At 69.8% G+C, this 19,187-nt stretch carries 21 protein-coding genes and 1 tRNA gene; 6 read left to right on the top strand and 16 right to left on the bottom strand.

What is annotated here, in order from left to right:
- The first annotated feature begins 122 nt into the window (after nt 1–122).
- On the top strand, nt 123–824 hold the full coding sequence (locus NF556_RS01840) for a hypothetical protein (RefSeq protein ID WP_252593809.1): 702 nt from the start codon (nt 123–125) through the stop codon (nt 822–824).
- Between the two features lie 43 nt (nt 825–867).
- Here the strand turns inward: NF556_RS01840 and NF556_RS01835 are convergent, their stop codons facing one another.
- The 7 genes from NF556_RS01835 to dcd all read right to left on the bottom strand — a co-directional run bounded on the left by NF556_RS01835 (nt 868) and on the right by dcd (nt 7,463).
- Nucleotides 868–1,626, bottom strand: a complete 759-nt coding sequence (locus tag NF556_RS01835) for a dienelactone hydrolase family protein (protein WP_252593808.1) — start codon at nt 1,624–1,626, stop codon at nt 868–870.
- A 74-nt stretch (nt 1,627–1,700) separates the two neighbouring features.
- Complete coding sequence (locus tag NF556_RS01830; RefSeq protein WP_252593807.1) at nt 1,701–2,624, bottom strand: ABC transporter substrate-binding protein; 924 nt, start codon at nt 2,622–2,624, stop codon at nt 1,701–1,703.
- The gene (locus tag NF556_RS01825) at nt 2,624–3,316 is read right to left on the bottom strand and encodes an ABC transporter permease (protein WP_252593806.1); all 693 of its coding nucleotides are present in this window, start codon (nt 3,314–3,316) and stop codon (nt 2,624–2,626) included. Before NF556_RS01825 ends, NF556_RS01830 begins: the two co-directional genes overlap by 1 nt.
- Complete coding sequence (locus tag NF556_RS01820; protein WP_252593805.1) at nt 3,313–3,954, bottom strand: ABC transporter permease; 642 nt, start codon at nt 3,952–3,954, stop codon at nt 3,313–3,315. The genes NF556_RS01825 and NF556_RS01820 overlap by 4 nt, the downstream gene beginning before the upstream one ends.
- Nucleotides 3,951–5,126, bottom strand: a complete 1,176-nt coding sequence (locus NF556_RS01815) for an ABC transporter ATP-binding protein (RefSeq protein WP_252593804.1) — start codon at nt 5,124–5,126, stop codon at nt 3,951–3,953. The genes NF556_RS01820 and NF556_RS01815 overlap by 4 nt, the downstream gene beginning before the upstream one ends.
- A gap of 85 nt (nt 5,127–5,211) precedes the next feature.
- Entirely contained in the window at nt 5,212–6,888 is a 1,677-nt protein-coding gene (locus tag NF556_RS01810; RefSeq protein WP_252593803.1) for a cell wall-binding repeat-containing protein, read from the bottom strand.
- Nucleotides 6,888–7,463, bottom strand: coding sequence for a dCTP deaminase (dcd, locus tag NF556_RS01805; RefSeq protein ID WP_252593802.1), 576 nt, complete (start codon nt 7,461–7,463; stop codon nt 6,888–6,890). The genes NF556_RS01810 and dcd overlap by 1 nt, the downstream gene beginning before the upstream one ends.
- 111 nt (nt 7,464–7,574) lie before the next feature.
- Here dcd and NF556_RS01800 point away from each other — a divergent pair.
- Together NF556_RS01800 and NF556_RS01795 are read left to right on the top strand one after the other, a co-directional pair.
- Nucleotides 7,575–7,648: transfer RNA gene (locus NF556_RS01800), tRNA-Gly, on the top strand.
- A 426-nt stretch (nt 7,649–8,074) separates the two neighbouring features.
- Complete coding sequence (locus NF556_RS01795; protein WP_252593801.1) at nt 8,075–8,659, top strand: hypothetical protein; 585 nt, start codon at nt 8,075–8,077, stop codon at nt 8,657–8,659.
- A 7-nt stretch (nt 8,660–8,666) separates the two neighbouring features.
- Here NF556_RS01795 and cutA read toward each other — a convergent pair whose 3' ends face one another.
- From cutA to NF556_RS01780, 3 genes are all read right to left on the bottom strand, one after another.
- Nucleotides 8,667–9,038 carry a divalent-cation tolerance protein CutA gene (gene cutA, locus NF556_RS01790; RefSeq protein WP_252593800.1) on the bottom strand — a complete coding sequence of 124 codons (372 nt, stop codon included), beginning with the start codon at nt 9,036–9,038 and terminating at the stop codon, nt 8,667–8,669.
- An 8-nt stretch (nt 9,039–9,046) separates the two neighbouring features.
- Entirely contained in the window at nt 9,047–10,363 is a 1,317-nt protein-coding gene (locus NF556_RS01785) for an aspartate aminotransferase family protein (RefSeq protein ID WP_252593799.1), read from the bottom strand.
- A gap of 66 nt (nt 10,364–10,429) precedes the next feature.
- Complete coding sequence (locus tag NF556_RS01780) at nt 10,430–11,725, bottom strand: phosphodiester glycosidase family protein (RefSeq protein WP_252593798.1); 1,296 nt, start codon at nt 11,723–11,725, stop codon at nt 10,430–10,432.
- Between the two features lie 274 nt (nt 11,726–11,999).
- On the opposite strand from NF556_RS01780, the gene NF556_RS01775 reads away from it, so the two are divergent.
- Nucleotides 12,000–13,331 (top strand): purple acid phosphatase family protein, encoded by a 1,332-nt coding sequence (locus NF556_RS01775; RefSeq protein ID WP_252593797.1) that lies wholly within the window; start codon nt 12,000–12,002, stop codon nt 13,329–13,331.
- Nucleotides 13,332–13,419: 88 nt separating this feature from the next.
- Here the strand turns inward: NF556_RS01775 and NF556_RS01770 are convergent, their stop codons facing one another.
- Genes NF556_RS01770 through NF556_RS01760 form a run of 3 tightly spaced genes read right to left on the bottom strand, consistent with a single transcriptional unit; the run spans nt 13,420 to nt 15,627 of the window.
- Entirely contained in the window at nt 13,420–14,127 is a 708-nt protein-coding gene (locus tag NF556_RS01770) for a response regulator (RefSeq protein WP_252593796.1), read from the bottom strand.
- The gene (locus NF556_RS01765) at nt 14,127–14,624 is read right to left on the bottom strand and encodes a hypothetical protein (RefSeq protein WP_252593795.1); all 498 of its coding nucleotides are present in this window, start codon (nt 14,622–14,624) and stop codon (nt 14,127–14,129) included. The genes NF556_RS01770 and NF556_RS01765 overlap by 1 nt, the downstream gene beginning before the upstream one ends.
- The gene (locus NF556_RS01760) at nt 14,584–15,627 is read right to left on the bottom strand and encodes a histidine kinase (RefSeq protein WP_252593794.1); all 1,044 of its coding nucleotides are present in this window, start codon (nt 15,625–15,627) and stop codon (nt 14,584–14,586) included. Before NF556_RS01760 ends, NF556_RS01765 begins: the two co-directional genes overlap by 41 nt.
- A 110-nt stretch (nt 15,628–15,737) precedes the next feature.
- Here NF556_RS01760 and NF556_RS01755 point away from each other — a divergent pair, with 110 nt between their 5' ends.
- Nucleotides 15,738–16,970, top strand: coding sequence for a CDP-alcohol phosphatidyltransferase family protein (locus tag NF556_RS01755; RefSeq protein ID WP_252593793.1), 1,233 nt, complete (start codon nt 15,738–15,740; stop codon nt 16,968–16,970).
- Here the strand turns inward: NF556_RS01755 and NF556_RS01750 are convergent.
- Nucleotides 16,946–17,461, bottom strand: coding sequence for a YqeB family protein (locus NF556_RS01750; protein ID WP_252593792.1), 516 nt, complete (start codon nt 17,459–17,461; stop codon nt 16,946–16,948). The genes NF556_RS01755 and NF556_RS01750 overlap by 25 nt on opposite strands.
- A 69-nt stretch (nt 17,462–17,530) precedes the next feature.
- Nucleotides 17,531–17,947: a pyridoxamine 5'-phosphate oxidase family protein gene (locus tag NF556_RS01745; RefSeq protein ID WP_252593791.1), complete on the bottom strand. Its 417-nt coding sequence runs from the start codon at nt 17,945–17,947 to the stop codon at nt 17,531–17,533.
- A 145-nt stretch (nt 17,948–18,092) separates the two neighbouring features.
- Between NF556_RS01745 and NF556_RS01740 the strand changes: the two genes are divergently transcribed.
- Nucleotides 18,093–18,701 (top strand): hypothetical protein, encoded by a 609-nt coding sequence (locus tag NF556_RS01740; protein WP_252593790.1) that lies wholly within the window; start codon nt 18,093–18,095, stop codon nt 18,699–18,701.
- 66 nt (nt 18,702–18,767) lie between these two features.
- Here NF556_RS01740 and NF556_RS01735 read toward each other — a convergent pair whose 3' ends face one another.
- Nucleotides 18,768–19,160 carry a PPOX class F420-dependent oxidoreductase gene (locus NF556_RS01735; protein ID WP_252593789.1) on the bottom strand — a complete coding sequence of 131 codons (393 nt, stop codon included), beginning with the start codon at nt 19,158–19,160 and terminating at the stop codon, nt 18,768–18,770.
- Nucleotides 19,161–19,187: the final 27 nt, after the last annotated feature.

Here is a 19,187-nt window from a genome sequence, read left to right as displayed (position 1 = left end):
TCGTCGGCGTCATCCGCGAGAGTGATCTCGCGCCACCTCAAGGCCGGCTCGCATCGGTCCAGAGAATGACCTGCACTGCCGACGTTCGGACTTCAGGGGGGAGGTGTGGGCACACTATGGCGATGAAGACCGTGCCTTCGGTGACCGCCGCGCTAACGTCGCTGCTGCTCGCGGTGGGACTCGCCGGCTGTGGCGACGGCCCCACCGCCCAGGAGGTGCAGGGCGAGCACCGGGACGCGGCGGCCACAGCCCAGCAGGCGATCGAGGCAGAGCTGGCACCGCTGGCGCAGACCGGCGAGGAGCTCGCCTCCGCCACCCGCGACTCCTGCGAGACCGGTCAGCACAACTGGAAGATCGACGACCCCTATGACGTGCGCTGCACGATGGAGGTGTACCGGGCCTACCGACTGACCGGCGAGGACTTCCGGCCAGTCGCGGACGCCGTGACCGACACCTTCCCCGAGTGCGCCGACTCCGATGCCGAGGCGACGTTGACTGACTATTGGGACAAGCTCAAGGGCACCGAGACGCAGAACTTCGAGGGCCCCTACCGCCCGGACTATCTGCCGTCCTATCGCCTGGACTGCGCAGACGACTCAGACGTGCGCCTGACCGTCACCGGCTGGGCCACCCTGCCAGCCGACGAGATCACCCGCGATCAGGGCGAGTACGGCCTGGGCCAGCCCTGCGTCAACAGCACCGAGACCAACCCGTGCGAGTGGGACGGTCAGCCCGCTCGGAGGATCTGGGAGTTCGACGCGGCCAAGGAAACTGGCTGGATCGTCTTCGTCGAGGGTTCACAGGAGTACGCCCGCACCGACTGACTTCCTCCGTGCGCGGCTGTGCAGAAGTTGCCACGGTCTGCGGTCAGAGGTGCGAGACGAGATGGTGCACCCACGCGTCCTCGTCGTCATCGCGGGTTTGGTGGTGAAGGCCGGCGCGAGCGCGCAGGACCTTCTCCGGCGAGGCGAAGTGCTCGAAGAGCTCCAGTTGCCCGTCACGGGTGAAAACCTCGTCATCCCATTGCACATGCTGCAGCACCGGGGCGACGATCGCGGCCGCGCTCGACCGATTCAGATCCGTGGCTCCCATCGCCGTCATCGCCTCGTCGGTCGAGGCCAGGCCGAATTTCCCGATCACCGCGGCGGCCAGCCTGGTGCCGAGTTGGGCACACGCAGCGAGCCCATAGCGAGCGCCCATGGACAGCCCCAGGAAACCGATCCGACCACTGTCGATCAGGCGATCATCAACCAGGACTGACAGCGCCGAATGCCAGTCTTGGGCCATGCTCTGGTGAACGGAATGGGGCCCCTGGGCGATCACGCGCTGCTGGTAGGCCAGACCTCCATCGCCAGGCACGGCCCGGGCCCCGTGGAACGGACCATCGATGGCCAGTGCAGCGATCCCGTGGTCGCCGGCCAGTCGTGTGGCCAGTCGGCGATGCCTGTCGATGCCTTTGTGCCCGCTCCCACCGTGAGCCAGGAGAACCACCGGAGGAGGTGGATCGCCGTCGTCGCACGTCGGCAACCAGGCCAGCGCGGGAACCGGCCCCCCGGCCGAGTGGGCCGTGAATGCCAGCTCGGGCAGCAGCCCGTGGGTCTCACCCTGCTCATCGGCGCCAGCCATCAAGTCAGTGAAGCAGACTGCCGGACCGATCAGACGAGCTGACCCGCCCCAGGTGAGCGGGCGGCATACGGCGGTCAGAGTCCGTCGACGAACTCCCGCGCCACCGCAGCCGGGTCGCCGTCCTGCACCTGCACCATCATGTCGGTGAGGTTCTGCGTGGTCAGGCCCGCGGACACGCCGTTGAGGGCCTCCTTGATCTCCGGCGTCACCGCGTCGGTGGAGATCAGCGGCACGACGTTCTGGGCGGCAAACAGGCTCTCGTTGTCCTCGAGGACGACGAAGTCGTTCTCCACGATCGCCGGGTCGGTGCTGAAGATGTTGCCCGCGTCGATCTGCCCGTTGACCAGCGCCTGGACGGTCAGTGTGGACCCGGCGTCGAGGGGCTTGAACTCGGAGAACTCCAGCCCATAGACCTCCTGCAGGCCCGGCACACCGGTGAAGCGGTCGCGCCACTCCGGCGGGCCACCGAGCACCAGGTTCGGAGCCTCCGGCTTGAGGTCGGCGATGGTGGTCAACCCGAGCTTCTCAGCGGTCTCGGCGGTCACCACCACGGAGTCCTTGTCCTCCGCCTCGGCCATGTCCAGGACCGTCAGGTTCTCCGGCAGCGCCTCCTGCAGCTCGGCATAGACCTCGTCGCTCGCGGTGGCCTCGGCGTCCTCGTTGAGGAAGAGCGCCAGGTTGCCGGTGTATTCGGGGATGAGGTCGATCGAGCCGTCCTCCAGCCCGGCCATGTAGGCCTCACGGTTGCCGATGTTGAGGTTGGTCTCGACATCGACCCCGGCATCGCCCAGGGCCGCGGCATAGATCTCCGCCAGCAGCACGTTCTCCGGGAAGTTGGCCGAGCCGATGACCAGCGTGTCGCCGCCGGCCGATGCGCCGTCGGACCCGCCGCCCTGGGGCTCGTCCTCCGCCAACGGGTCTCCCCCGCCACCACACGCCGACAGGGCCAGCGCGGCTGTGAGCGCGACGAGAACGGTGGTGCGGTGGCGACGAATCATCAGTGAGACCTTCCGTGGGTGGCGAGGCCGGGTGAGACCACCGCTCGTTGCAGCAACCCCAACACAATATCCACGGCGAGCGCCAGCAGCGCGACGAGAACCGCTCCACCCGCCATCTCGTCATAGGCACGGTTGGCCTGCCCGTCGATCAGGAAGCGCCCCAGCCCGCCCAGCCCGACCACCGCCGCGATCGTGGCCGTGGCGATGATCTGCATCATCGAGGAGCGCACACCGGAGAAGATCAGCGGCAGCGCGCACGGCACCTCCACCCGCCACAGCTGCTGCCACCCGGTCATCCCCATGCCCCGGGCAGCGTCGCGGGCGGCCGGGTCGACCTGCTCGATGCCGGCGTAGACCCCGGACAAAATCGGGGGTATGCCGAGGATCGCCAGGACGATCAGGCTCGGCAGCTCGAAGGCCAGGTCACCGCGCAGGCGAGGCAGCAGGAGCAGGGCGGCGATGAACAGCACGCCGAGGGAGGGGATCGCGCGGAAGGCACTGACGGCGTTGACCAGCACCACCCGCCCGCGCCCCGTGTGGCCGACGTAGAGACCGATCGGGATCGCGATCAGCGCCGCGGCGAGCAGGGCGATGACGGACAGTCGCAGGTGCTCTTGGGCCTGGGCGATGATGCCTCCGGAGCCCGACCAGTTGGCGGCGTCGGACAGCCAGTCCCAGATGGTGGCGATCATGCCCGCACCGCCCGTCGCCAGGGGGTGAGGGCTCGCGTGACCGCCAGGATGAGCAGGTCAAACAGCAGGGCGAGCAGCACGCAGGCCAGCACGCCGATCACGATCGGTCCCATGGCTGAGCGGGAGAACCCGTCGGTGAACAGCAGACCCAACTGCGAGACGCCGATCAGCGCGGCCACCGAGACCATCGAGACGTTGCTGACGGCTGCCACGCGCAGCCCGGCGGAGATGACGGGGACCGCCATCGGCAGCTCGACGGCGAAGAAGCGATGCAGCGGTCCATAGCCCATGGCGGTCGCCGCCTGCCGGACGTGGTCGGGGACCGACCCGAGGCCGTCGGCGACGGTGCGGGTGAGCAGCGCGATGGTGTAGAGCGTCATCGCCACGATGACGTTGAGCGGGTCCAGGATCTGGGTGCCGAGGATGCCGGGCAGCAGCACGAACAGCGCCAGGGACGGGATGGTGTAGAGCAGGCCCGTGCCCACGATCACCGGTGGATAGAGCCAGCGTCGGCGCAGCGCCACCCAGCCCAGCGGCAGGGAGATGAGCAGGCCTAGGAGCAGGGGCACCCCGGCGAGATAGGCGTGCTGCACGGCAAAGCTGGCGACCTCGCTCAGGTCGGTGCCGAGCACCCTCACCGGCGCTCCTGCTCGATGCTGGTGCCGTCGGGGGCCGGGACCGGATCGCTCCCGGCAGGGTCAAACTCCCCGTCAGTCCCCTGGATGCTGGTGCCGTCCGGTCGCGGTGCCGACTGGATCACCGACAGCACCTCCTCCGCACGGACCGTGCCCGCCAGTATCCCGTCGCGCGTGACGACACCACGGCCGCTCGGTGAGGAGAGCGCGGCATCGAGCAGCGAGCGCAGTGACCCGTCGACGGCAGCGACGGTGCCGCCGCGGTGCAGGTGCTCCAGACCGATCGGGGCGTCGCCCACCTCGGCCGGGACCACCCAGCCCTGGGGTCGTCCCTCGGCGTCGACGGCGAGCAGCCACTCATCGCCGTGCCGCTGCATCGGATCCCCGAGGTGGACCGGCTCCTCGGTGTGCACGGGCACGTCGGCCTGCTGGAAGCTGAGGGCGCGATAACCCCGGTCGCGCCCCACGAAGTCGGCCACAAAGTCGTCGACCGGGTGCGCGAGCAGGTCGGCGGGACTGCTGAACTGCGCGAGCAGCCCGCCCTGGCGCAGCACCGCCACCCGGTGACCGAGCTTGATCGCCTCGTCGATGTCGTGGGTGACCAGCACGATCGTGGTGCCCAGCTCGCCCTGCAACCGCAGGATGTCGTCCTGCAGACCCTCGCGCGCGATCGGGTCGACGGCACTGAAGGGCTCGTCCATCAACATCACCGACGGGTCCGCGGCCAGGGCTCGGGCCACCCCGACCCGCTGTTGCTGGCCACCGGAGAGCTGACCGGGATAGCGCCTCGCGAAGTCCCCGGGCAGACCCACCAGCTCGAGCACCTCGCGGGCCCGGGACTCGGCACGCGCGCGGCTCCACCCGTTGAGTCGCGGCACTGTCATCACGTTGTGCAGCACGGTGCGGTGCGGGAACAGCCCGGCGTGCTGGATGACATAGCCGATGTCGCGGCGCAGCTTCGCGGCCGACACCTGCGCGGTGTCCTGACCGTCAATGAGGATCCGCCCGCTGGTCGGCTCGATCATCCGGTTGATCATCCGCAGGGAGGTCGTCTTGCCGCACCCCGAAGGGCCGACCAGCACCGTGATCTCACCGGACGCTGCTTCCAGGGTGAGGTTGTCAACGGCAGGCTGCCCCGCGGCATACTCCTTGGTCACGCTCTCGAGCCGGATCATGCTCCGACACTAACGGGACGGGCCGACACTCGCCCGCACAGGGCTCTGCCCCCGTGAACCCCCGAACAGCACCGCAAGATTGGGCTCAGAACGTGCCGTCGGAGACAGCCCGGGGCTGGTACTTGTCCCAGTAGATCTCGTCGCGCACGTGCATCATCCAGGCGGCGCGTGGGCCGACATAGCGCAGGTGCCAGGGCTCGTAGTCGTAACCAGTGACGCCGGTGCCACCCTCGGGATAGCGGATGATGAAGCCATAGCGGTGGGCGTTGGCCGCGACCCACTTGCCCTCGGGGGTGTCCCCGAAGCAGTCATAGAGGTTGCCGCACGGGGTGCCCGCGACGTCCACGGCCAGGCCGAGTTGGTGCTCGCTGTGGCCGGGCTTGGCGGAGATCATGTCGGCCCGCTTCTTGCCGACCGTGCGCACCCAGTAGTCGTAGGTCACCTGCTGCTCGTTGTAGGAGCGGTAGGAGCTGTTGACCCACAGGCTGGGGTGACCGGCAGCGGCGGCGCCGTCGAACAGTTCTTGCAGCATCGTGGCGGTCTCCGGGCGGAGCCGGTGGGACGTGCCGCGCCAGCTGACGAGGTCGCTGGGTGCATAGCGTTCTGGGTTGACGGCACGCGACTTGGTGAGCAGGTCATAGAGGCGAGCGGTGTCGCCGGACTCCATCGCCGAGAAGACCGAGAGGCGTCCCCCGGTCTGCAGCTGCTCGGTGCACACGGCCTGTTGTCCACCGAGCGCGACGACCTTTTCCGGCGGGAGTTCCCCGAGTCGGCGCCAGACCGGCTCGCTCGGCACCCGGCAGTTGTCCGGGACCAGCAGGATCGGGCCCCGGGTGAGCACACCGCCGACGACGGAGTCCGCAACTGAGCGGCCGTTGGCCAGATAGGTGCGGCTGCTGCCCTCGGGGAAGGCACGCTGGGCGATCGCGGCCGAGGTGGCATAGCGGTCCTCGCCGGCGACCCGCAGGGTGGTGCGGCCCTCGGCAGCGTCGGCCAGCGCGGGCGTGGTGACGACCAGCTTGCCGCCGAGCGCGACGACCTCGTCGGGGTCGAGCTCACGGATCGCCTCGATCGTGGCGGACGGAGCGTTCTTCGACCCGTTCGCCACCAGCAGGATCGGGCCATCGGTCAGGGTGCCGCCCGCGACCGCGTCGACCGACTCCACCTGCTCTGCCAGATAGACGGTGTCCGAGCCGTTCGGAAAGGCACGCTGGGCGATCAACGCCGCGGTCTCGAACCGGTTGTCTCCGCCCAGTCGCACGGCCTCCCGACCCTTGGCTGCCTCCTGCAGTGTGTCCTCGCAGATCGATCCCGGGCCGCCCAGAGCGACCACCTCGGTCGGGTCGAGCCGCTCGATCTCATCGGCGACAACGTGCGGGATGCCCTTGCACTGCGGGACGAGCAGCACCGGGCCGTCGCGCAGGGACCCGGCCGCGATCGCGTCGGCGAAGACGTCGGCGCGCGCGAGATAGACGGTGTCGGCGGACGCGAACTGTGCGCTGGAGATCTCCACCGACGTCTCATAGCGGTTCGTGCCGCCGAGGCGGTCGAGCGGGACCGTGAGCACCGGATCGGCCGCCGGCGCCACCGGGTCTGCGGACTCCTCCTGCCGGTCGTCCGGCATGGGGGCATCCGCCAGGGCTGGGCCCGCCAGGCCCAGCGCCAGGACGCCGGCGAGCAGGACGGCGCCGGTGCGTGACGGCATACGTCGTGCGCTGCGCCGCTCTGACCGGGCAGCGGTTCCTGTTCCTGTGGTGCGCATCAGACCTCGTCCTGGTGGAAGTTCTGGAACGACCGGCTCGCGGTCGGCCCGCGCTGGCCCTGATAGTGCGAGCCCTTGGCGGAGGAGCCATAGGGGTGCTCGGAGGCGCTGGATAGCTGGAAGAAGCAGAGCTGACCGATCTTCATGCCCGGGTGGAGCACGATCGGCAGCGTCGCCACGTTGGACAGCTCGAGGGTGACGTGCCCGGTGAAACCAGGGTCCACGAAGCCGGCGGTGGCGTGGGTCAGCAGGCCCAGACGGCCGAGCGAGGACTTGCCCTCCACGCGCGCCGCGACGTCGTCGGGGAGGCTGATCTCCTCATAGGTCGATCCGAGCACGAACTCGCCGGGGTGCAGCACGAACGACTCGCCGCGCTCGACCTCCACGAGGCGGGTCAGCTCGGGCTGGTCCTGGGCTGGGTCGATGACCGGATACTTGTGGTTGTCGAACAGCCGGAAATAGCGGTCCATGCGGACGTCGACGCTGGAGGGCTGGACCATCGTGGGATCCCACGGGTCGAGCCGGACGCGTCCTGCGTCGATCTGGGCGAGGATGTCGCGGTCGGAGAGCAGCACGCAGACAGGTTACTTGGTTCAGCCAGTCTCGTTCCGCGCTGGGGCCAGACGGGTTCTGTGCCGGCCCAGAGCGTCGGTTACACTCTCCGGAGCCTGCCTCTGAGGCAGCCTGCGGGCGTAGTTCAATGGTAGAACATCAGCTTCCCAAGCTGAATACGCGAGTTCGATTCTCGTCGCCCGCTCCACCGCAACAGCCCCGGTATGCCGTCACTCCCCTCTCCCCGCCACTGCGCCCCGTTCCGGGCCTCGTTCTGCCCGAGAATCGTCCCGATCTGGGTCACGTTCCGCCCGAGACCACCCCGATCGTGGGGGACGTGACATTGGTGTCCCCGCGCGCACCAATGGGTCGGCTGGTGCACGTCACCACACCAATGGGTCGGCTGGTGCGTGCCACCACACCAATGGGTCGACTGGTGCACGTCACCACACCAATGGGTCGACTGGTGCATGTCACGACACCAATGTCACGTCCCCCACGGATGCCCTGCCGCGCGGCTGCCTGGACGCGGTGCCGGCCCCCGTCATCCACAGGGCTGACGACACCTCCTGCGTCAGCCACAAACTGTCAGGCGTGTCCACCACGCCGCGCCGCGTCCAGCCACAGTGGGCCCATGGAGAAAGTTCCGTCACCTCACCCAGCGCAGCGTCAGGGTCGCCGGACGGGCCGGACCCGCACGGCGGAGCCGCCACCCACGCCGTCGGTCCAGGAACAGGTTGGACTGGCGCTGCGTGCCGACCGCAGGCAGCGCGAACAGAGCCAACGGGCCTATGCCGCCGAACGCGACCTGAGCCGCGACACCCTGGCCCGCGTCGAGGTCGACGCCAGCGGCATGCGTCTGGACGCGGCCATCGCCTTTCTGGAGGGCACCGGCTATGAGCTCGTGGTCCAGCCGGTCTCCAGCGACGGCCCGGACCCGTGGTGGGACCTGACTGACGTGGCGGCACGCACCCGGGCTGGCGGACGATTCCCTGCGCACCGCAAGGTCAAAGAGACCCCGTGGGGACCGCTGTGGTGGGACTATCACGAACGGATCGGCAATCGCGGTTTCGGGCCCAAGCCAAAATGGAGCGCGGAGGGATTCACGCCTCCTCCTGGCACGCGCTACGGCAAGATTCCGACCCCGGCCGAGGATGGCGGACCCCGGTGGCCCTACACCACTCGCTTCGAGAGACGCCTCACCGACGACACCGACTGACCCCGGCTCACTCGTCGAGGTCGGGACCATGCACCACGTCGCGCACCCAGGCGCCGTATTCATCCAGGACGTGGCGCACGGTGACCGCGATCACCTCCGGGACGTCGTAGGGGTGCTGGCTGGTGACCAACTCCGAGATGTCGTCAAACATCTCGGCGGTGGTCTTGGCCAGCATCAACCATTCCAGCGCCTGGTGGGTCTCGCCCTTCCACGAATAGATGGAGGTGATCGGGCCCAGGATCTGCACGCACGCCGCCAGGTGCCGGTCCACGATGTCCGTGGCCAGCGCCTGAGCCGTGTCGGCATCGGGCGTGCTGATCCGGACCTCGATCAGCCGGCTCGTCCCCGGCACGCGCTGCACCGGAGTGAGTTCGGTCATGCTGCCTCCTAAACCGAGCTGAGCGCGCTCCCGAGAACCTCCAGGGCGCGACGTGCCTCGTCCTGCGTGATGACGCACGGGGGCACGACATGCACCCGGTTGGCGACGATGAGCGGCCAGACGCCCTCCGCCTTGCACGCGGCGGCGATGCGGCCCATCGCCTCCGCGCCGAGCGGCTCCTTGGTCTCGCGGTCGGCCACGAGCTCCACAGCCCAGAACGCGCCGATCCCGCGGACGTCGCCGACGACCTCGTGCTGCTCGGCGAGCGCGGTCAGCCCGGGACGCAGGACCTGCTCGTCGAGCTGGCGCACGTGCTCCAGGATCCCCTCCTCCTCCATGATGTTGATGGAGGCGGCCGCGGAGGCACAGGCCAGCGCGTGACCGGAATAGGTCAGGCCGCCGGGGTAGGGCCGCTCGTTGAAGGTCGCGGAGATCTCGTCGGAGATCACCACGCCGCCGAGGGGGACATAACCGGAGTTGACACCCTTGGCGAAGGTGATCAGGTCGGGGCGCACGTCCCAGTGCTGGATCGCGAACCACTGCCCGGTGCGGGCAAAGCCGGCCATCACCTCATCGGCGATCAGCATGATGCCGTGCTCGTCGCACAGCGCGCGCACGCCCTCGAGATAACCCGCCGGGGGCACCAGGATGCCGTTGGACCCGACGACGGACTCCAGGATGATCGCGGCGACGCGGTCCGGACCCTCGAACTGCAGGGTCTGGCGCAGGTGCTCCAGCGCGCGCTCGCTCTCCTCCTGCTCGGTGGACGCGTAGAAGGCCGAGCGATAGAGATAGGGACCCCAGAAGTGCACGACGCCGGGGAGGCCGGGCTCCGAGCCCAGGCGGCGGCCCTCACCGGTCAGCGAGATCGCCCCGTGGGTGGCGCCGTGATAACTGCGATAAGCCGCAAGCAGCTTGTGCCGGCCCGTGTGCAGGCGGGCGAGGCGGATCGCGTTCTCGACGGCCTCGGCACCGGAGTTGGTGAAGAAGACCTTGTTCATGCCCTCCGGCGCGCGCTCGGAGACCAGCCGGGCGGCCTCGGCGCGGGACTCGCTGTCAAAGCCCGGCCCGATGGTGACCAGCTGACCGGCAGCCTCCTGGATCGCGGCCACGAGCTTGGGGTGCTGATAACCGATGTTGACGTTGACCAGCTGGGAGGTCAGGTCCAGATAGCGGTTGCCCTCGTGGTCCCAGAAGTGCGCGCCCTCACCGCCGGCGAGCGGGAGCTGGTCGAGCGCTCCCTGGGCCGACCACGAGGTGAAGACGTGCTTGCGGCTCAGTTCCTTGATGTGGTCGCGCTGACTCTGCTCGGTGCTCAGTGACATGACCCTGAGTATGCCGTCAGGTCACCTCTCCCGGCCACCGCACCCCGCGCAGACTGCGAGCAGGGGTCAGTCGGTCCAGATGCCGATGCCGTTGGGGATGTAGCGCAACACCTCGAGGCCCGCCACCCGGCTCTTGCTCAACAGCTCAAACTCTGCGTCGTCGGAGTCACGCGACAGCATGGTGGTGGAGCCGCCACCGTCGAGCAGCATCACGTCGTGCGCCCCGAGGTGGCGGGTCAGGTCACCAATGTCGCGGATGCTGGTGCCCTTGCTCTGCGGCTGACCACCGTCGACCGCCAGCAGATAGAGCGTGGCACCGTCGGCGGACACACCCGCCGCGACCCGGGCAGCGGCCGAGCCACCAGCGCTGGCCGCGAGCACACCGTCCTGCACCAGGATGCCTCCGGCCAGCGCCCAGTCGAGCTTGCCGGCGGGCGAGACGGGCTTGAAGTTGCTGCCCACACCCTCGCCGACCTCCAGCTCGGCCAGGGTGGCGGCCCCGCCCTCGCGCCCGATCACCGCGATCTGGTTCTTGCCGAGCTGGCCGGCACCGATCGTCGGGGATACCGAGGTCACGACGCCCTGGGTGATGATCACCTCGGTGACGTCGCCCGTGCACGGGTCGGCTCGCCGGTCCTCGCTGCCGCACGCCGCCCGCTCGCGCGAGACGCGCCCCCACTGACCGTCATACGCACCGATCTGGCCGCGTTCCATGCCGTATTGGTTGAGGGCATCCACGTCGATCTTGCCGTGCGTGTCCGTGGCGATGAAGCCGCGCATCTCCACGCGGGTCACCACGGCGTCTCCGTTGCGCAGCTGGCCGATGACCTGGTTGCCGTCGTTGTACTCCTTGGGCATGGTCCCGCCATAGCGCTGCCCCACGGGGACGGCAGTCGAGCGCATCTCACCGTCGAGCACCTCGGCACCGGCGGCGGCCTGGGTCACCGGGATGTCGCCGTGGTTGCCCTCGTTGTCGATCTGGAAGAAGTCACCGTTGATGGCCGCCCGCACTCCGGCCGCCTCAGCCATGTCATCCAGCCGCTGGCTGCTGGCGACATAGGGGGCGGTGATCAGGCCGACGTCGGCGACGTCGAGGTCGACCATGAACAGGTTGGCCTTGGAGGCACCGGCACCGGTCACGATGTCGTATGCCGTGTGCTCCAGTCCGGCGCCGACCGTCTCGGTCCCGGTCTCGGTCACCGAGACCAGCCCCGACTCGGGGAAGGCCTCGCTGGCCTGCGCCGTGGCGGCGCCGGGCAGAGCTGTGGACAGCAGGGGCGCGGCGACCAGCGTGCTGGTGGCCAGGACTCCAGCCAGGGCAAGCCCCAGGGTGCGGCGGGTGGACGGTGTGCGCGTGCGCATCAGATGACCTCTCGAGAGCGTGGTGTGTGATCCCCCGATCAACCCGCCAGACGCTAGGGGGCCACCCGCACCAGGGGCCGACCGCGACGTGAACCCTCGGCGTCGAGGGCGCGAACGGGACGCGCGCACGGAGCAGATCGCGGAGCTGGGCGCCCCGGTTCAGGGGCCGTCCACCCCCTGCACCCACCCCGTTCGTCAACGGCACACAACCCGGCCACAGACCCGCCCTACCGTCCGGGGCGACCCAACCCCACGACATACAGGGAGCTCTCCCATGCCCACGTCACTGACACGCGCGCTGGCCCCGGCCGCAGTCACCGCCGTGATCGTCGCCACCGCGGCACTCGCCACGCCCACGCCCACGTCCGACGCCCCGTCGGCGCCATCACCCACTGCGGACCGCATCGTGCTCAACCCGACGACGGACAACGCCACGACTCAGTCGGTGACCTGGCGCAGCGCCACGGACGTGACGGCACCGCAGGCTCAGATCTCACCGGACACGGCCAACCCGTGGGGTTTCCAGACCACGACCGTCGCGGCCGACGAGACCCAGGAGCAGGACACCGATCTCGGCTATCGGCACGCCTTCCACTCGGCCACGTTCACCGACCTGGAGCCGGGCACGCCCTACCTCTATCGCGTCGGCGACGGCTCCGCCTGGTCGCCGTGGATGCCGTTCACGACCTCGGACCCGAGTGCGTCGCGCACCTCGCTGATCGCCATGGGCGACATCCAGACCGGCATCGCCGACCAGTGGACCCGGGTGGCGCTGGCCGCGACCCAGGACCGTCCCGGAGCCCGCGCGATGATCACCGTCGGTGACCAGATCAACAACTTCAACAACGACGCCCAGTGGGACCAGCTCCTGACGGCCGCCGGCTCCACGCCCCGCCAGATGCAGTGGATCCCGGCCGTGGGCAACCACGAATACCGCTCGACCGACTCCGGTGAGCTGACCCCGCAGTTCCGCGGCCAGTTCGCGCTGCCGGACAACGGTCCGGACGACTTCGAGCACTTCGATGAGACCGTCTACTACACCGACGTCGACGACGTGCGCGTCGTGACGCTCAACAGTTACTACCGCATCCCGCTGGACAAGGCCGACGAGCAGCGCTGGCTGGACGCGCAGGCCGAGTGGCTGGACGGGGTGCTGACCGACAACCCGCGCGAGTTCACGATCGTCAACATGCACTATCCGGTCTATTCGTCGTCACCGGACCGGGCCAACCCCGAGCTGCGCGCGACGATCGAGCCGGTCCTCGAGGAGCACGAGGTCGACCTGGTCCTGCAGGGCCACGACCACGCCTACGTCTCCGGTCAGCGCAACGCCGCCAAGGGCCGCTACGAGAGCGGGCCGGTCTTCGTGACCTCGTCCTCCTCGATCCGGCAATACCCCCTGGACTATTCCGACTGGCTCGACAACGGCGCCGAGATCAAGACGGCGTTCCACTCGCGCTCGACCTATCAGCTGATCGACGTCGAGGGCCGCAAGCTGACCTACACCGCCAAGGACTCCACGGGACAGCTCGTCGACCAGTGGACGATCGAGCACCGCGGCGACACCCGCAAGGTGCGCCACGTGGACGGCATCGGCGTCCAGTGACCAACGGGTCCTGACCATGGGCGCCGCCCGGTCGTCGTGCACGCAGCACGCGACCGGGCGCTGCGACCGGGTCATGCACTGTCCGGTGCTATCGCAGTCCTGCCTCGTGCGCGAGGATCGCGGCCTGCACGCGGTTCGTCACGCCCAGCCGGTCGAACAGCGCCTTGAGATATTGCTTCACGGTGCCGTCGGCCAGGTGGAGGGTCCGGGCGATCTCGGCGTTGGACGCCCCGGTGGCCAGCACCCCCAGGATCTCGCGTTGTCGTGGCGTGAGGTCGGCGACGGCGGTGCGTGCGGTCCGGGTCCGGCGCAGCCGGGCCGTGGCCTCCGAGCGGATCAGCCAGCTGGCCACGCGTGGGGAGAACGCCGCCCCGCCGGCAGCGATGGCACGCACCATCGTGATGAGCTCGCGCGGTTCGTCGGACTTGAGCAGGAAGCCCATCGCCCCCAGCTCGACGGCCTCGGAGATGTAGTCCTCGTCGGCGAAGGTGGTGAGCATCGCCGCCGGCAGGTCCGGTCGGTCGTGGCGCAGCTGCTCCAGGGTGCGCAGACCATCCAGTCGTGGCATCCGGATGTCGAGCAACACCAGGTCCAGCCGCCGCGCCCGCGCGACCTCGAGGCCGGCCTGTCCGTCGGCGGCCTCGGCCACCACCTGCAGGCCGGGGTCGGTCTGCAGGATGGCGACCAGCCCGGCACGCACCAGCGCGTCATCGTCGACCACCAGCAGCCGCGCCGCAGCCTCACCAGTGGACGGTCGGGACGGTCGCTCCTGCCCGGTGTCGCCGTGGGCACCCATCAGGGCCCCTCTCCCGGGATCGTGTCGGTGCTGACCACGACACCGTCGGCCAGGCACACCCGGAAGACGTCTTCTCGGACGAAGAGGCTGACCGCCTCCTCGTGATAGCGGCAGCTGGCACCTGCCGGCTCGGGCAGGGTGTCGCGCGGGGCCTCGACCATCTGCACCGGCGGGAGGAGTTGCTCGGCCTGTGTCTGGGGCATGCCGACCTCGATCCGCGCGAAGTCCTCCGGGGACAGCGTCGAGGCCACGCTCAGATAGAGGAAGAACCCGGCAGTGAGCACGACAGCGCCGCCAGCGAGCGCAGCGGGGACCAACCACGCCCGCCGTCGGGTCCGGCGGGTGTCCGCGTCGGCAGCGCGCTGGCTGCGCAGCACCTCCTGCACGCCATCACGCGACCGGGAGTCCGGCCCGGGGGCTGCGTCGACCGGCAGACTGACACGCAGCACGAACTGCTCAGCCTCCTCGACGGCCAGGTCGCCGCCCAGCAGCGACACCCGGTGCCGCAGCGTCCGGAGCCCGTGCCCAGAAGACGGGGCAGGGGACGGCGCGGTTGGCCCGTCCTGAGCGACCCGGCCCTGTACGACACCTCCGTGAGCGGCACGACCCTGCTCGCCCCCAGCCTGATCGGCCCGCCCGGTGGCGAGCTCCAGGGTGGCCACGCCGTCGTCGCTCGAGGCCGCCAGGTGCACCGCCTGTCCCGGGGCGTGCTTGGCCGCGTTGGCCAGCCCCCTCCGAGAGCACCCGGACCGCGGCCGATCGGGCGGGCGCCGACAGCTCCTCCTCCCACCGCGGGGGCAGGTCGCCCTCGACGCGGACACCGGCTGACCGTGCCCGCTCGACCACCTCGGCAGGTGAGCGGTCCGCGGGGGCGCGTGTCGGCATACTGCCCTGGCCCAGCAACTGCACCGTCGCTCCGAGCTCGCTCGCGGCCTCCGCCAACCCACCCCGGACCTCGGCCAGCGCGGCCCGCGTGGACTCGGGCAGGTCTGGGTCCAGCGTGAGCCGGCCCACCTGCACCGTGAGCAGCGTGAGCCGGTGCCCGAGATGATCATGGATCTCCCCCGCCATCACCGAGCGCTCCCGCACCAGCGCGGACTCCGCCCGCGCCGACTCCGTGGCCGCGATCGCGCTGGCCAGCTCCCAGCCCTGCCGACGGTGGCGCCGGGTCCGCCGCACGAGAGCGACCAGGCCGACGGGCAGTGCGATGGCGGCCGCGTGGGCCAGGGCAGAGGACGATGCGAGCGCAGCCGACTCCACGGCCCGCTCACCGGTGATCACCCCCAGGACGGTGGCGGTCAGCACCAGGAGCACCAGAGCGGCCGCCCAAACCATCGAGGCGGCCGGTCGGAGCACCCCGAGCACCATTGCCGCGAGCACCGTCACCGTGGACAACCAGGCGGCTCCCGACGTCCCGATGCCGACACCGAGCAGCACCGCGAGCCCGAGATAGCCCAGGCACCACGGGTCCCGGAGCTGCCATGTCACGGTCCTGTCCACCTCATCCAGGCTAGTGCGCTGAGGGCTGCGCACTAGTCCCGAAAGTGAGTGCCAGGACCGCCCGTCCGGGGCTGCTGAGCACCCCCTCGTCGTCCGTAGCGTCCACGAACATGGTCACCGAACTGCTGCACCAACTCGCCGCCCAGCCGCTCCTCGTCGTGCTGCTGATGACCGGTGGCGCCGTGGCGGACTCCGCCCTCGGCGTGGGCGCGGTGTTGCCGGGCGAGACGCTCGTCGCGGTCGGCGCCACCGTGCTGGAGGGCACCCGATCGCTGTGGCTGGCCTGGGTGTCCGTCGCCGCCGGTGCGTTCCTCGGGGACCACGTGGGGTATGCCGTGGGTCGCCGACTCGGACCCGCCGTCGCCGGCAGTGGTCCGGTCCGCAAGGTCGGGCGGGCCCGCTGGGAGCGGGTGACCGGACTGGTGCGGCGCCATGCCGTGCCGACCCTGGCGCTCGGGCGACTGGCACCGGGCGTGCGCACCCTGGTGGCGCTGGGGGCCGGGGCCTCGGGCGTTTCCTACGGACGGTTCGCACTCGGGTCGGGCCTGGGCGCGCTGTTGTGGTCCACGGTCTGGGTCGGTGGCGGCGCGGCCGTCGGGCGCGTGCTGCAGGAGTTCGACCTGGTCCAGCTGCTGCCGCTCGCGGGGGCGCTCGTCGTGGTCGCTCTCGTGGTTGGCAATCGCCGCACGCTGCTGCGCGCTGTGGACTCGTGGCTGACCTGGCCCAACGCGATCACCGTCGCCCGACTGCTGCTGACGGTGCCATTGTGCTGGTGGCTGGTGAGTGCGGGCTCGGCTGGCGGTGCCGGCGCGGGCCCGGCCCCGGGGTGGATCGCGGCGGCCGGTGTGGCCTGGGCCGGCAGCGACTGGCTCGACGGGGCAGTGGCCCGACGGCTGGGTCAGGAGACTCGGGTCGGCGCGGTGCTGGACCCGGTCGCCGACCGGCTGGGAGTCCTCGCGGTCGGACTGTCCCTGGCTGCCGGTGACCACTTGCCCTGGTGGCCGGTGCTGCTGATCGTCCTGACCGACGCGATCGTGACGCTGCTCGCCGGTCACGCCGCAGCACACGGTCGGCTCGCGGTGAGCACGCTCGGGAAGATACGGACGGCTGTGCTGCTGGGCGGGCTGTGCCTGCTGCTCACCGGCGTTCTGCTGCTTCCGGAGGTGGCGGCGGCCGGGGCCTGGGTGGTCAGCGCGGGCTCGGTCCTGCACGTGCTCGCCGGGATCGACTATGTGCGGCGGGCACTTCTCTCTGCCCGGGCTCATGAGGCAGAGGCTGACGCGGGTTCAGGGTCCGACGCACCGACGCGGCGGGAGGCTCACTCCTCGTTCTCCCACGGATAGCCGCGATCCACGAACGTCGCGCGCACCAGATCCCGCTTGCCCTCGACCTCCCCGTCATAGAGCCGGCGCCCCTGCTCGGTCTCGATGATCAGCTTCTTGCCGTCGCGGAAGACCCCGGCCACGTCCTCGCGCCGGATGCGTCGCTTGGAGTCGCCCTTCTCGATCAGGACGCTGTCCGACGAGACGTGCAGCACCGGCTCAGCGTGGGCGATCAGGAGCGCGGCCACCAGTCCAATCACCAGGCCGATCACGGGACGCCCCCAGACCAACCAGTCGGAGTCGAAGGACGCGAGGAGCTGCAGGATGCCGGGGAACGGGACACCACGCTCCTCCACCCAGCGCGCGGCGATGGGCAGCAGTGCGGCGGCGCCGGCACCGAGGGCTGCGCCGATCAGTGCCAGAAACGCCGTGTCATCGCCCGTCATCCCCAAGCGCACGGGCTCCTGCCCAGCCGACTCCTGATGTCCCGCCCCTGTCTCGTGTTCGCTCACGCCCACCATGGTGTCGACCGAGAGCGCGAGCGGCAACCAACCGAAGTCCCGACTTTGGTATGCCGTGGGTCAGGTCAGTCCGCCCTGCACCGTGAACCGCCGGCCCGTGATGGTGTCCGGATCGATGCGCACGAAGTGCGGCTTGGGTCCGCCCTCCCACGGGAAGACCGGCAGCTCCAGGGCCTCCAGTACCTCGTGCAGTTGCTGGATCTCGTGGGCGGTGCCGGACACCACGACACTCCAGGCACGCCCTGTCGCCTGGTCAACGCCGTCTGCCTCATAGGCCACCGGTTGCCCGATGGAGGCAAAGAGCTTGGTGCCGGTCGAGGTGCGAAACACGACCGACCCGTGGTGCACGGCATGGTTGACCGGGAAGATCTCCGGTCGGTTGTTCACAATGACGGCGAGCCGGCCGAAGGACGCCTCGCGCAACAGGGCCAGACAGGTCGCGCTGTCCAGCTCCTCAGTGGCAGGTGTGACGCTCATGCCCAAGACTCTCGTGCTTTGTCGGTGCGGGCAAGGGGCCCGTTCGCCAAGATGAGAACTTCCTCATCCTCCTCCAACCAACTGTTCATCTGGGGTTCCGAGAATGGAGCCATACCGCAAGGAGCGGGTGCAGAAAGGGCACACCATGACTGACCAGTCACCCCGCAGGTCCCGCACGTGGACCGTCGTCGTGGCTGCCACCGCCATCACCGCCATCGGTGGCGCCGGCCTCGCCGCTGTCTGGGCTGGTCCGGGGACGACAAGCACCGACGGGGTGAACATCAGCCTGAGTGAGCAGCGGTCCATCACCGATGCGGCCCAGCAGTTGCTTGCCGAGGCCGAGGCCCTCGACACAGCGGGCAGCGACTGGCACGAGCTGGCCAACCGGGTCGGCGGCTGGGGCGCCCACAGCGTCGCCGCGATCGCCGGTCCTTTCGCCCAGGCCCGTGACCTCGCGGCGGCTGCTGACGTGGTGTCCGCGAGTGTCCAGTCCGTCGCGTCCCCGGTCAGCGCCCAGTCGGTGTCACCCGCCTCCCCCATCTCGGTCCAGTCCCCGCGGTCGGGGCAGTCCCCGATCACGCCCCAGTCCCCGGCGTCCCCACCGTCGGTGCAGTCCCCGATCACACCCCAGTCCCCGGCGTCCCCACCGTCGGTGCAGTCCCCGATCACACCCCAGTCCCCACCATCCGCGCAGTCCCCGGCCAGCCCGGAGTCACCGGATGATTCGTCAGCAGATTCCCCCGACGACGACTGAGGACAACCCCGATGCAGCGCCCGGCCGTCCCCTTTCGGCCGGGCGCTGCCCCGTGTCGCGGGCGGCCTACTGCCCGGCGGTCTTCTCGACCGACATCACCAGAATGACCCGGTCGGCCGCGTCCGGCGGGATCATGCCGTCCCCGCCGTAGCGCCGGTGCAGGCTGTCATAGAAGGCTCCGGTCGGGTCGGGCACGACCTCGACCAACCGCCCGCGCACCTCGAGATAACGCACCGGGTTGTCCGGGTCGTAGACCGCCATGGACATCGACGCGTTGTGCTGCAGGTTGCGGAACTTCTGCCGCGTCGTGGTGTGGGTGAAGCGCACCGTCTCACCGTCGAACTCGAACCACATCGGCGAGGTTTGCACCGTGTCGTCCGGGCGGATGGTGCCGAGCACCCCGAAGTTCGGGTTGTCGAGCAGGTGGCGCTTGTCGTCGGGGATCAGTGAAGTGCTCATCTCCTCATCCTCGCGCCCCTGCCCGCC

It is taken from the genome of Ornithinimicrobium faecis, from assembly GCF_023923225.1.
Classification (GTDB): domain Bacteria; phylum Actinomycetota; class Actinomycetes; order Actinomycetales; family Dermatophilaceae; genus Ornithinicoccus; species Ornithinicoccus faecis.
Note: the sequence above shows the minus strand (reverse complement) of the source record. Positions and strands in the feature narration are given on the sequence as shown.